The organism is Kitasatospora sp. MMS16-BH015, from assembly GCF_002943525.1.
Classification (GTDB): Bacteria; Actinomycetota; Actinomycetes; order Streptomycetales; family Streptomycetaceae; genus Kitasatospora.
Genome location: NZ_CP025394.1, coordinates 4,473,663 through 4,486,708, shown reverse-complemented (window position 1 = coordinate 4,486,708; position 13,046 = coordinate 4,473,663). Strand labels below are relative to the sequence as shown.

The following is a 13,046-nucleotide window of genomic DNA, read 5'->3' as shown; positions in this document are numbered from 1 at the left end:
CGGTCAGGAGCATCTGACCGGGCGTAGTGCTTGCCATCACCGACCGGGGGAGTCCGCCATCAAAACCCGCCGCACCGCCGCCCTCGCCGCAGCCGTCGTGCTGGGCGCCCTGAGCGTCCCGGGCCTGACCACCAGCGCCGGGGCCGCCGTCACCGACCTCTACGTCGACAACGCCTCGGCCGCCCACTGCTCCGACGCCGGCCACGGCACCCAGACGCAGCCGTACTGCACCGTCCAGGCCGCCGCCGACGCGGCCCAGCCCGGCCAGACCGTGCACATCGCCGCCGGCCGCTACCCCGAGCAGGTCAGCGTCACCCGCTCGGGCACCGCCGCCGCCCCCATCACGTTCATCGGGGCGGGCAAGTCGTACTACGACAACGGCGTGGGCACCTACACCTGGCTCGGCGGCGACAGCCACGCGCTGACGACCACCGGGGCCTCGCACCTCCGATTCCAGAACATGACCCTGGCCGGCACCGCGGCCTCGACGGTGATCGACGGCGGCTCCGATCTCCGGCTCTCCCAGATCAGCTTCTCCACCGGTGCCTACACACCCGATGCCAACATCGAAGTCAAGGGCGCGGCCCAGGGGGTGACGATCAGTCGGAGCGAGGGCGGCGGCTCACCGTTCGTCCATCTCGCCGCCGGGGTCAGGGACACCGTGATCGCCACCAACCACGTCTGGGGCGCCGGTGGGAAGACACCACTGGTCGCCGCTGAGTCCGCGCCCGGGACGGTCGTCGTCGGCAACACCTTGGAGCAGGCCTGCACCGATGTGATCAGCCTGGCCGGCGCCTCGGTCGGCGCGACGGTCGAGAACAACGTGGTCCTGGACCGCAGCAGGACCAACTGCGAGGCGGCCCTGCCGAAGCTCGCCCAGGTCAGCGTCGAGGCCGAGGCGACCAGCGGCACCAAGGTGGCCTACAACGCCTACACCCAGGGCGGCTCCTCCGCGTACCGCTGGGCCGGGCAGACCTACCGCACCGTGGCGGACTTCGCCGCCGCCACCGGCCAGGGCGACCACGACATCATCGGCGACACCTCCGTCAACCCGTACACCGGCGACCCCGGCGACAAGGTGTCCCCGGTGGTCGACTCCGCCGACGAGAACGTTCCCGGCATGACCAGCGTCGACTTCGACGGCCGGGCTGCCGTCGACGACCCGTACGTGCCGAACAGCGGTACGGGCTCGGGCCTGCGCGACCGCGGCGCCTTCGAGATCGACAACTTCGCCGCCCGCTATACCCCGGTCACCCCCGTCCGCCTGCTCGACACCCGGACCGGCGCCGGCAAGGCCGTCGGCCCCGGCGGCACCGTCGACCTCCCGGTGGCCGGCCTGCACGGCGTGCCCACCACGGGCCTGACCGCCGTATCCCTGAACGTCACGGTGACCGGCGGCACCGGCCCGGGCTACCTCACCGTCTACCCGCACGGCGCCACCCGCCCGACCGCTTCCAACCTCAACTGGACGCCGGGCCAGACCATCGCCAACCTGGTGACCGCCAAGGTGAGCGACGGCAAGGTGTCGTTCTACAACGGCAGCCAGGGCACCGTGCACGTGGTCGCCGACCTGCTCGGCCAGTACAGCCGCACCGGCAGCGGCTACGCCACCCTCACCCCGACCCGCATCCTCGACACCCGCGACGGCACCGGCGCGCCCAAGGCCCCGCTCACCAACGGCCGGCCGATCGACCTGCAGATCATCGGCCGGGGCGGGGTGCCCGCCACCGACGTCACCGCCGTCACCCTCAACGTCACGGCCACCAACACCACCGACCACGGCTACCTGACGGTCTACCCCTACGGCGACGCCCGTCCGACCGCCTCCAACCTCAACTGGACGGCGGGCAAGACCGTCCCGAACCTGGTCACCGTCCCGGTGGTGGACGGCAGGATCACCCTGGTCACCGGCGGCACCAATGGCACCGCCGACCTGGTCGCCGACGTGGCCGGCTACTTCACCGCCGGGGGCGGCGACAGCTACCACGCCCTCACGCCGTACCGCGTGATCGACACCCGCACCGACAGCTGGATCCCCGACAACGGTCAGTCCGGCTCCCACCCGGGCCCGATCGCCCCGCGTCGGGCCCCGGTCTTCTACACCCGCATCCCCGACTCGAACGCGCACTCGGTCGCCATGAACGTCACGGTCGCCGGTGCAACCGGTCCTGGCTTCCTTACGGTCTACCCGCGTTACTCCGATCGGCCGCTGGCCTCCAACCTCAACTGGACCGCCGGCCAGACCGTCCCCAACCAGGTGGTCGTCGGTGCGGCGAGCGGTGACATCTCCATCTACAACGGGAGCGACACCCCGACGCAGGTGGTCGTGGACGTGAACGGCTACTACGCCCGCTGAAAATCAGCCGTTCTTCCCGTACAACCTTCACCCCGTCGGAGCAGTCCGACGGGGTGCAGTGCTTTTCGAAGACACTGCGTTCCGAAGACCCTGCCTTCCGAAGACCTTTCCACGGGGGACCACCATCAACAGCCGCCGCACCGCCGCCTTCGCCGCAGCCGCAGCCCTCGCCGCCCTGAGCGTGCCGGGCATCACCACCGGCGCGAGCGCGGCCGTCACCGACCTGTACGTGAACAACGCCGCCGCCGCGCACTGCTCCGACGCCGGCCACGGCACCACCGCCCAGCCGTACTGCACCGTCTCCGCCGCGGCCAAGACCGTCGAGCCGGGCCAGACCGTGCATATTGCCGCCGGCGACTACCCCGAGCAGGTCACGCTCACCCGGTCCGGCACGGCCGCCGCACCGATCACCTTCACCGGCGTGCGCGGCCCACTCACCGGCGACGCCTCGGACTACGTGGGTAGCAAGGGCTACCTGCACCAGTCCTCGTCCCGGCACACCGTGCTCGGGGCCCGCGCCGTCCAGCACGGTCTGGTGATCGACGGCGCCGCCCACGTCCTCGTCCAGGACCTCGAACTCAGCGGCTCCGCCAGCGCGACGCTGATCGACGGCGGCTCGGACGTCACGGTCCAGCACACCTCCTCGCTGGGCACCACCGCGTTCGACCTCAAGGGCACCACTCATGATGTGACGATTCGTCAGAACTTTGGCTCACGAGGCACCTTCGCGCGCCTGGCAGCCGGGGTACGCGGCACCGTGATCGCCACCAACCTCGCTGCCGAGCCCTTCGCGGGCCCGGCGATCCTCGCCGATTCGGCCCCCGACACGGTGATCGTCGGCAACACCCTGGAGCGGTGGTGCGACAGCCTGATTAAGCTCACCGGCAGCTCCACCGGGGCGACGATCGAGAACAACGTGTTCACCAACGTCCAGCAGGCCGGCGCGGAGCCGGGCTGCGGCGCACCGGCGAGCACCCCGCAGCTGTCGGTCGCCGCCGAGGCGACCAGTGGCACCAAGGTCGCCTACAACACCTACAGCGCCGACAACAGCCCGGTGTACCAGTGGGCCGGCACGGTCCACCGTACGGTGGCCGCGTTCGCCGCCGCCTCCGGCCAGGGTGGCCACGACATCATTGGTGACTCCAACATCCGTCCGGTGAACGGCGATTCGGGCAAGTCCGTCTCCCCGGTGGTCGACTCGGCCGACGAATCCGCCCCCGGGATGACCGCCACCGACCTCAAGGGCGACACCGCGGTGGACGACCCGTACGCACCGAACAACGGCACGGGCTCGGGCCTGCGCGACCGCGGCGCCTTCGAGATCGACAGCTTCGCCGCCCGCTACACCCCAGTCGGCCCGGTCCGCATCCTCGACACCCGCACCGGCATGGGCATAGCCGTCGCCCCGGGCGGCACCCTCGACCTCCCGGTTCTCAGCCTGAACGGCGTCGCGATCAAGGGCATGACCGCCGTCACCATGAACGTCACCGTCACCGGCGGCACGGGCCCGGGCTACCTCACCGTCTACCCGACCGGTGCGGAGCGTCCGACCGCCTCCAGCCTCAACTGGACGCCCGGCCAGACCATCCCGAACCTGGTGACCGCCAAGGTGAACAGAGGCAAGGTCTCCTTCTACAACGGCAGCCAGGGCACCGTGCACATCGTCGCCGACCTGCTCGGCACCTACAGCACCGCCGAAGGCAGCGGCTACACCAGCACCACGCCGACCCGCCTGCTCGACACCCGCGACGGCACCGGCGCACCCAAGACCCCGCTCACCAACGGCAAGCCGATCGACCTCCAGATCGCCGGCCTCAAGGACGTGCCGAAGGACATCACCGCCGTCACCCTCAACGTGACAGCCACCGACACCACCGACCAGGGCTACCTGACCGTCTACCCGCACGGCAGCGCCCGCCCGACCGCCTCCAACCTCAACTGGCCCAAGGGCAAGACCATCCCCAACCTGGTCACCGTCCCGGTCAAGGACGGCAAGGTCAGCCTGGTCACCGGCGGCACCTACGGCAGCGTGAACGTGGTCGCCGACCTCGCCGGCTACTTCACCGCCACCGGCGGCGACAGCTACCACGCCCTCACCCCGTACCGGATCATCGACACCCGCAGCGACGACTGGATCCCGAACCCGAACGACCGCTACGGCGCAGGCCACCCCGGCCCGGTCGCCCCGCACCGCGCGCCGACCTTCGGCACCGACACCCCGGACGCGACGGCCGTCGCCCTGAACGTCACCGTCACCGGCGGCACCGCCCCCGGCTACCTGACCGCCTTCCCGTACGACACCGACCGCCCGCTGGCCTCCAACCTCAACTGGACCACCGGCGAGACCATCCCCAACCAGGTCGTGGTCAAGCCCGGTTTCGGCGCCGTCGACCTCTACAACGGCAGCAATGGCCCGGTACACGTGGTCGCGGACGTGAACGGCTACTACGCTCGCTGAGCGAGCACCTTCGCGAACGGTCCTCCGAGCACCGGGAGATGGCAGATGGTCGACCAGCAGCTGACCGCCGATGTCGTGGTCGTCGGGGCGGGCCCCACCGGGCTCCTGCTCGCCGGCGACCTGGCCGCCGCCGGGCTCGCCGTGACGGTGGTGGAGAAGCGGGCCGTCGAGTCCAACCTGACCAGGGCCTTCGCGGTGCACGCGCGGACCCTGGAGCTGCTGGACGCCCGGGGGCTGGCGGAGGACCTGATCGCGACCGGCACCGCGCTGAGCTCGCTCCGGTTCTTCGGCGGCCGGCTCGACCTGCGGCTGGGCGACCTGCCCAGCCGCTTCCCGTTCGTGCTGATCACCCCGCAGTCCAACACCGAGCGGCTGCTCCAGGAGCGGGCTGCGAAGCAGGGCGTGACCTTCCTGCGCGGCGCCCGCCTGACCGGCCTGCGGCAGGACGCCCAGGGCGTCGAACTGACGGCCGAGACCGAGGGCGGCCGGGCCGCCCTGCGGGCCCGGTACGCCGTCGGCGCCGACGGAGTGCACTCCACCGTCCGGGAGTTGCTCGGCATCCCGTACCCCGGCGAGTCGGTGATCAGCTCGGTGGTGCTGGCCGACGTCCGGCTGGAGCGGCCCCCGGCCGAGCTGCTCACCGCCGAGGCGACCGACCGCGGCCTGGCCTTCCTGGTGCCGTTCGGCGACGGCTGGTACCGGGTGATCGCCTGGGACCGCAGCCGCCAACTCCCGGACAGCGCACCGGTGGTGTTCAGCGAGCTGACCGAGCTGGTGCGCGAGGTGTTCGGGGTCGACCACGGCCTGCACGACCCCCGCTGGATGTCCCGCTTCCACAGCGACGAGCGGCAGGTGCCCAGCTACCGCTCCGGCCGGGTGTTCCTCGCCGGGGACGCGGCGCACTGCCACTCCCCGGCCGGCGGCCAGGGCATGAACACCGGCCTCCAGGACGCCGCCAACCTGAGCTGGAAGCTGGCCGCCGTGCTGAACGGCTGGTCGCCCGACGCCCTGTTGGACACCTACCAGACGGAGCGTCACCCGGTCGGCCGGTCGGTGCTGCGCAGCTCCGGCGCGCTGATCCGCCTGGCCGTCGGCCGGACGGCCCCGCAGCGCGCGCTGCGCTCGGCGCTGACCGGCGCGGCCGGCCTGCTCGGCCCGGTCACCAGCCGGGCCGCCCGCACCGTCTCGGGCCTCGGCATCTCCTACCCGGCTGCCAAGGACGCCCACCCGCTGACCGGCCACCGCGTCCCGGACCTGCGGCTAGCCGTGGACACCGCCGGCGGCCCGGACCGCCTGTACGCGGCGCTGCAAGCCGGCAAGGCCGTCCTGATCAGCAACGACGAGCTCTCGGTGGCCGACGCCTGGGAGGACCGCCTGGTCACCGCCGCTCCCGCCGACCCGCACGGCAAGCTACGCGACACCGTGCTGCTGGTCCGCCCGGACGGCTACGCGGCCTGGGCCGCCGTCGACCCCAGCCGCGGCGAGATCCGCGCCGCCCTCGCCACCCTTCTCGGCACCCCGAGCTGAGGACACCGGAACCAGGGGCGGTACCACCAGGGGCGGGTACCCCTAGGGGCGCGGGGAACTGCGCGACTGCGGAAGGCAACAACCCGATCGCCGCCCGCCCACCGCGCCCCCGCACCGATCGGCGCCCCCACCGACCAAACCCTGAGCGCGCGCTCTCAGCCGAGCGCCCACCCACCCCGCCGACCCTGAGCGCGCGCTCTCAGCCCTTCGCCTCCGGCCCGCCCCCGCTGACCTTCTCGTAATGCCGCGCCGCTTTCGCGCGATTTCCGCAGGCGGCCATCGAGCACCACCGCCGACGCCCGTTCTGCGAGGTGTCGAAGAAATGCAGCACGCAGCCGGCGCCGGCGCACTGCCGGATCCGCTGCGCGCCCTGCCGCAGCAGCGCGAGGTAGTCGTCGGCGGCCAGCCAGCCGGCCAGCCACTCGGGGCCGTCGGTCTCCACCGACTCCTGCGGCCCGTCCGGCCCGAGCGAGCGCCGTACCCGCCCGCGCGCCAGCACCGCGTTCAACTCGCCCGCCCCGCCGCCCCCGACGGCCTCCGCGAGGGCCGCACGGGCCTGTCGGGCGGCGGCCAGACCGGCCTCGTCCACGGGGCAGCGGTCGGCCAGACCGGCCGAGGAGAGCCACACCCCGTACCCGTCGAGATCGGCGAGAAGGTCCTGCTCACCGGCCGAGTGCCACCGGGTGTTCAACAGATCGAGGGCGAGCGGTTCACCGATGAGGGGGCGCGGGTCACGTGGGTCGGCCATACCAGTGAGTCTAGCTCCGGCGCCCTCCGAGCTTTATTCACTGTATGGAAGGCCGCACATTCTGTTCATGAATGCGCATTCCACACTTGACTGTTTTTTAGGAACCAATTGCCAGCTCATGGCCCCAATCCTGTGAGCTTTCTGGGAGGTTTTTCTCCAGCGTTTCAACCCCGGAGCGCCCCCACACAATCCGGAGGACCCGTGCGACCCCGCTCGCTCGCTCTCGTCTCGGCTCTCGCTGTGCTTCCCCTGACCGTCGTGTCCCTGGGTGCCACCGTCGCGACCGCCGCGCCGACCCCGAACGCCTCCGTCTCCCGGGTGGCGCTCCCCAACACCGTGACCCCGGCCGTCGCCCACTCGGCGAAGAAGGCCACCCTGCCCAGCAACACGCAGATCTCGGTCGCGATCAGCCTCAAGCTGCGCAACACGGACGCGCTGGACGCCTTCCTCAAGGCCGTCTCCACCAAGGGCAACCCGCTCTTCGGCCAGTACCTGACCCCGGCCCAGTTCAACGCCCGCTTCGGCCCCACCCAGGCGGACGTGGACCAGGTCAAGACCTACCTGGCCGGCCAGGGCCTGGCCGTCGACTCGGTCAGCGCCAACCGCCAGGTGGTGAACGCCCGCGGCACCGCCGCGCAGATCTCCAAGGCCTTCGGGACCCAGGAGAGCAGCTACTTCGACGCCTCGAAGAACCGTTCCTTCTTCGCCAACGAGGGCGCGGCCACCGTCCCGGCCGCCCTCGCGGACGTCGTCTCCGGCATAGCCGGCCTGAACAACTACACCGTGCGCACCACCCGCGTGGCGAAGCCGAACACGGTCACCCCGCACGCCACCCCGAGCGGCTTCGGCCCGAGCCAGTACGACGGCGCCTACAACCTGAACAAGGTCGGCACCGACGGCACCGGCGTCAAGGTCGCGCTCTGGGAGTTCGACGGCTACAAGTCGACCAACCTGAAGACCTACGACACCCAGTACGGCCTGACCGGCCCGACGGTCACCACCGTCTCGGTGGACGGCGCCAACTACGACTCCGCCCCCGGCCAGGGCCAGGGCGAGGTCGAGCTGGACTCCGAGATCGTGCGCGGCGTGGCCCCCAAGGCCACCCAGCTGGTCTACGAGGCCCCGAACAGCGACCAGGGCGAGATCGACATGGCCGCCAAGATCGTCTCGGACAACCAGGTCTCGGTCGTCTCCATCTCCTGGGGCTCCTGCGAGCCGGACACCACCGCCGCCTCGATGACGGCCGTGAACAACTCCTTCAAGCAGGCCGCCGCCCAGGGCATCTCGATCTTCTCGGCCTCGGGTGACGACGGCTCGCGCGACTGCACCCGCTCCACCAGCGGCTCCACGGTCAAGGCCGTCGACTTCCCGGCCTCCAGCCCGTACAACACCGGCGTCGGCGGCACCAACCTCAAGGTCTCCGGCACCACGTACTCCTCCGAGAGCGCCTGGTCCACCGCGGGCGGCGGCGTCTCGACCCAGTTCGCCAAGCCCTCCTGGCAGACCGGCACCGGCGTCTCCGGCACCATGCGCACCGTGCCCGACGTCTCCTCCAACGCCGACCCGAACAGCGGCTTCGCGATCTACACCCAGGGCTCGACCAGCGCCGGCTGGCAGGTCTACGGTGGCACCTCCGCCGCCGCCCCGCTCTGGTCCGGCTACGCCGCGCTCTACAACCAGAAGGCCGCCGCCGCGGGCAAGGCCGTCCTGGGCGAGGCCAACCCGAAGCTCTACTCGATCGCCAACAGCAGCAGCTACGGCACCACGTTTCACGACGTGACCTCGGGCGCCAACCAGGACTTCTCCACCAAGACCGGCTACGACCAGGTCACCGGCTGGGGCACCCCGGTCGCCGACGCGCTGGCCACCGCCCTGATCAACAGCGGCGGCACCCCGACCGGCAACACCGTCACGGTGACCAACCCGGGCACCCAGAACGGCACCGTCGGCACCGCCGTCAGCCTGCAGGTCAGCGGCTCCGACTCGGCCTCCGGCCAGACCCTGAGCTACTCGGCCACCGGCCTCCCGGCCGGCCTGTCGATCTCCGCCTCGGGCCTGATCACCGGCACCCCGACCACCGCCACCTCCGGCACCGTCACGGTCACCGCCACCGACACCACCGGCGCGACCGGCTCGACCTCCTTCACCTGGACGGTCACCGGCGGCTCCACCGGCTGCACCCCGGCCCAGCTGCTCGGCAACGCCGGCTTCGAGACCGGCACCGCCGCCCCGTGGACCACCACCTCCGGCGTGGTCGACAACAGCTCCTCCCAGGCCGCCCACAGCGGCTCCTGGAAGGCCTGGATGAACGGTTACGGCTCGGCCCACACCGACACCGTCTCGCAGACCGTCACCATCCCGGCCGGCTGCAAGGCCAGCTTCAGCTTCTGGCTGCACATCGACACCGCCGAGACCGGCACCACCGCGTACGACAAGCTCACCGTCTCGGTGAACGGCACCACGCTGAAGACCTACTCCAACGTGGACGCGGCCACCGGCTACACCCAGCGCACCTTCGACCTCTCGGCCTACGCCGGCCAGAGCGTCACCATCAAGTTCAACGGTGTGGAGGACTCCTCGCTCCAGACCAGCTTCGTGATCGACGACACCGCGCTCAACGTCTCCTGACGTCAGGCCAGCTCAGCGGCCGGTACGGGCTCCACCGCCCGTGCCGGCCGCCGCGTGTTTCCGCCTTGTTTCATTTCCGGCCGGTGGACGGATTTCTTGTCGTGACCACTGTCATACCGCCAGGTGGATGACGTAGCCTCTCGCTCGTGCGTAGGGTTCCGGCAACTCGGTGGCCGGTTTCCCGACGCATCCGCGTTGGGCTCATCCCACCGAACTCGCCTGGTGGGGAGGGGTTTCGCAATGGCCTCACAACACGCACAGCACGCCGGCCGGCTCCGTCTGGTGGCACACCGCCACGGCAGCGCCGCACCGGTGGCCGCCACCCCCGTCGCGGCGACCCCGTCGGCCGCGCAGCTCGCCCCCGTGGCGGCCCCGCCGCGTCCGGCCGGCACCTTCGCCGAGACGCTGCACACGGCGATCGAGGCCAGCGGGCTCAGCCTGGACCGGCTCAGATCGGCGCTGGCCCAACAGGGCGTCAGAGTCAGTGTCACCACCCTCAGTTACTGGCGGCGCGGCCGCAGCCAGCCCGAGCGGGCCACCTCGCTGCGCGCGGTGCACCTGCTGGAGGAGCTGCTCGGTCTCCCGCACGCCACCCTCTCGGCCCTGCTCGGCCCGCCCCGCCCGCGCGGCCGCTGGGTCACCCCCGCCGCCACCGACAGTCTCCCGGTCGAGGAGATCTGGCCCGGCGAGGACGAGATCTACGGCGTCTTCGCCGAGCTGGACGCCCCGCCCACCGGTGAGCTGGAGCGGCTCTCCATCCACGACTCCTACTACGTGGACGCCGAGCGGCGCGGCTCGCTGCTGCGGATGCGGCAGGTCGTCCGGGCCACCGTGAGCGGGGTCTCCCGCTGCCTGGTGGTGCACAAGGCCGACGAGGAGGCCACCGGCTGCCCGGAGATCACCTCCGTCCGGCACGCCCGCCTGGGCAGGGTGCGCCGCCGCCCGGAGAGCGGCCTGCTGGTGGCCGAGCTGCTGCTCGACCGCCCGCTCGGCCAGGGCGACAGCACCGTGCTGGAGTACGAGGTCGAGATCCCGCCCGGCGCCCCGGCCACCACCTACGCCCGCCGGTTCGCCGTGCCGGTGCGCGAGTACGTGCTCCAGGTGCACTTCGACCCGGCCGCCGTGCCCGCCCACTGCGAGCAGTACGACCGCGACCCCGGCACCGAGGAGGACAGCCGCCGCCGCCAGCTCTGGATCGGCGCCTCGGCCAGTGCCCACGTGCTCGCCCTCGACCAGGCCCCCGGCCAGGTCGGGATCCGTTGGGAGTGGGAGTAGGACTTCTAACCCCTTCAGAACTCCATAACGGTTGACCCTTCGTCTTTCTAACCACTACTGTCATCAGTACCGGTTGGAGAGACCGGGCCACGCCGACTTTGGAGCCGTACGGATGTCCTCCCTGCAGACCGGCCACATCGGGATCAACGTCACCGACCTCGCCCGCTCCACCGCCTTCTACGAGCAAGCCCTCGGCCTGGAGACCACCTACAAGGCCGAGGACCACGCCTTCCTCGGCACCGGTGACCGCACCCTGGTGACCCTCTGGCAGCAGTCCACCGACACCTTCGCCACCGACCGCCCGGGCCTGCACCACCTCTCCTTCCAGCTCGACACCCTCGCCGAGGTCCTCGCCACCGAAGCCACCCTCAAGTCCCTCGGCACCCACTTCACCCACGAGGGCGTCGTCCCCCACCACGAGGGCTCCGCCTCCGGCGGGATCTTCTTCACCGACCCCGACGGCACCCGCCTGGAGATCTACACCGCCCAGGCGATGACGGAAGCCGTGGCGGCCCCGTCAGAGGCCCCGACCTGCGGCTTCTTCTGACGGAGGGTAAGGCCAGGGGCGCGGGGAACGGCGCGGCCAATCCCGCACCTCCGGCTGTCTTACTCCATCGCCCACTTGCACTATCCGTTGACGGTGCAACTGGCTCCCCCGGCGAGATGACGACTCCGCTTCTCCCGCCCTCGCGCAGTTCCCCGCGCCCCCAGAGGGAGTTCCCGCATGCCAACAGCAACCCAAGCCGCCAAGGCCATCCGCACCACCATCCCCGCCGTAGCAGCCCGCTTCCTCACCGAACGCCGCACGCTCGTCCTCGCCGCCCCCGACCCCACCGGTCGGCTCTGGATCACCCAGCTCTCCGGCCCGGCGGGCTTCCTGCAGGCGCCCGACGACCACACCCTCACCGTCGCGGCCCGCCCCGCCACCGTGGACCCGCTCGCGGGCGGCCTCACCGGGCCCACCGAGGTCGGCACCATCGCCCTCGACTCGGCCGGCCGCCGCCGGATGCGGGTCAACGGCCTCGCCACTCCCACCGCCGACGGCGGCCTGACCATCACCACCGAGCAGGTCTTCGCCAACTGCCCCAAGTACATCCAGCGCCGCACCCCGCTCGACGTCGAGCGCCCGCAGACCCCCTGCCTGGTCAGCGACACCCCGGAGCTGACCACGGCCCAGCGGCTGTTCACCACCACCGCCGACACCTTCTTCGTGGCCACCGCCGACCCCCTGGGCAAGGCCGACGCCTCCCACCGGGGCGGCCTGCCGGGCTTCCTGACCTCGCCCGCCCCGAACCTCCTGCGCTGGCCCGAGTACCCGGGCAACCAGCTCTTCATGACGCTCGGCAACCTCGAACTCAACCCGGCCGCCGCCCTGCTCCTCCCCGACTGGGAGACCGGCTCCGCCCTCCACCTCTCCGGCACCGCCCGCACCGACCGCGAGGGCGTCGAGTTCACCGTCGAACGCGCCGTCGAGATCGCCCACGCGACCCCCCTCACCTGGACCGCCCCGGAATACTCCCCCGCCAACCCGCCGACGGCCCGATACTGACCGCCATGACCGAGATCGTTCTGGACCCCATAGCCACCGTCCACCGCAGCGACCGCACCGAGGTCGACGACCGCTTCGAGTGGGGCGGGGTCGCCGCCGTGATCCGGCTGGACGAGTCCCGCTTCACCCCGGACGCCGTCTCCGGCCTGACCGACTTCTCCCACCTCGAAGTGGTCTTCCACTTCGACCGGGTGCCGCTGGCGAAGATCGAGACCGGCCACCGCCACCCGCGCAACAACCCCGACCTCCCGCTGGTCGGCATCTTCGCCCAGCGCGGCAAGAACCGCCCCAACCGGATCGGCGTCTCGCGCTGCCGCCTGGTCAAGACGGACGGCCTGGACATCCACGTGCTCGGCCTGGACGCCGTCGAGGGCACGCCCGTCCTGGACATCAAGCCGTACATGGCCGAGTTCGCGCCCCTCGGCGAGACCCGTCAGCCGGCCTGGGCCACCGAACTGATGCGCGACTACTACTGACCTATATTTTCCTTTTATGTGACCATTGT

The 13,046-nt window shown here is 71.4% G+C and carries 9 protein-coding genes; 8 read left to right on the top strand and 1 reads right to left on the bottom strand.

The window, feature by feature from the left end:
• The first annotated feature begins 97 nt into the window (after positions 1-97).
• Genes CFP65_RS19415 through CFP65_RS19405 form a run of 3 tightly spaced genes read left to right on the top strand, consistent with a single transcriptional unit; the run spans position 98 to position 6,341 of the window.
• On the top strand, positions 98-2,356 hold the full coding sequence (locus CFP65_RS19415; protein ID WP_104817355.1) for a hypothetical protein: 2,259 nt from the start codon (positions 98-100) through the stop codon (positions 2,354-2,356).
• Between the two features lie 58 nt (positions 2,357-2,414).
• Positions 2,415-4,814, top strand: a complete 2,400-nt coding sequence (locus CFP65_RS19410; protein ID WP_104817354.1) for a right-handed parallel beta-helix repeat-containing protein — start codon at positions 2,415-2,417, stop codon at positions 4,812-4,814.
• Positions 4,815-4,859: 45 nt separating this feature from the next.
• Positions 4,860-6,341 carry an FAD-dependent monooxygenase gene (locus CFP65_RS19405; protein WP_104817353.1) on the top strand — a complete coding sequence of 494 codons (1,482 nt, stop codon included), beginning with the start codon at positions 4,860-4,862 and terminating at the stop codon, positions 6,339-6,341.
• A 199-nt stretch (positions 6,342-6,540) separates the two neighbouring features.
• Here the strand turns inward: CFP65_RS19405 and CFP65_RS19400 are convergent, their stop codons facing one another.
• Positions 6,541-7,089, bottom strand: coding sequence for a CGNR zinc finger domain-containing protein (locus CFP65_RS19400; RefSeq protein WP_104817351.1), 549 nt, complete (start codon positions 7,087-7,089; stop codon positions 6,541-6,543).
• Positions 7,090-7,347: 258 nt separating this feature from the next.
• Here CFP65_RS19400 and CFP65_RS19395 point away from each other — a divergent pair, with 258 nt between their 5' ends.
• From CFP65_RS19395 to CFP65_RS19375, 5 genes are all read left to right on the top strand, one after another.
• A complete protein-coding gene (locus CFP65_RS19395; protein ID WP_158702251.1) occupies positions 7,348-9,717 on the top strand; it encodes a protease pro-enzyme activation domain-containing protein in 2,370 nt (789 codons plus the stop codon).
• A gap of 282 nt (positions 9,718-9,999) precedes the next feature.
• Entirely contained in the window at positions 10,000-10,992 is a 993-nt protein-coding gene (locus CFP65_RS19390) for a hypothetical protein (protein ID WP_217368172.1), read from the top strand.
• 112 nt (positions 10,993-11,104) lie between these two features.
• Positions 11,105-11,539 carry a VOC family protein gene (locus CFP65_RS19385; protein WP_104817345.1) on the top strand — a complete coding sequence of 145 codons (435 nt, stop codon included), beginning with the start codon at positions 11,105-11,107 and terminating at the stop codon, positions 11,537-11,539.
• Between the two features lie 177 nt (positions 11,540-11,716).
• On the top strand, positions 11,717-12,541 hold the full coding sequence (locus CFP65_RS19380; RefSeq protein ID WP_104817344.1) for a pyridoxamine 5'-phosphate oxidase family protein: 825 nt from the start codon (positions 11,717-11,719) through the stop codon (positions 12,539-12,541).
• A gap of 5 nt (positions 12,542-12,546) precedes the next feature.
• On the top strand, positions 12,547-13,017 hold the full coding sequence (locus CFP65_RS19375) for an SAM-dependent methyltransferase (RefSeq protein ID WP_104817342.1): 471 nt from the start codon (positions 12,547-12,549) through the stop codon (positions 13,015-13,017).
• Positions 13,018-13,046: the final 29 nt, after the last annotated feature.

Bases quoted from the DNA above. Each gene is read 5' to 3' on its own strand.
- CFP65_RS19405 (WP_104817353.1), top strand. From the start codon at position 4,860: ATGGTCGACCAGCAGCTGACCGCCGATGTCGTGGTCGTCGGGGCGGGC.
- CFP65_RS19400 (WP_104817351.1), bottom strand. From the start codon at position 7,089: ATGGCCGACCCACGTGACCCGCGCCCCCTCATCGGTGAACCGCTCGCC.
- CFP65_RS19385 (WP_104817345.1), top strand. From the start codon at position 11,105: ATGTCCTCCCTGCAGACCGGCCACATCGGGATCAACGTCACCGACCTC.
- CFP65_RS19380 (WP_104817344.1), top strand. From the start codon at position 11,717: ATGCCAACAGCAACCCAAGCCGCCAAGGCCATCCGCACCACCATCCCC.
- CFP65_RS19375 (WP_104817342.1), top strand. From the start codon at position 12,547: ATGACCGAGATCGTTCTGGACCCCATAGCCACCGTCCACCGCAGCGAC.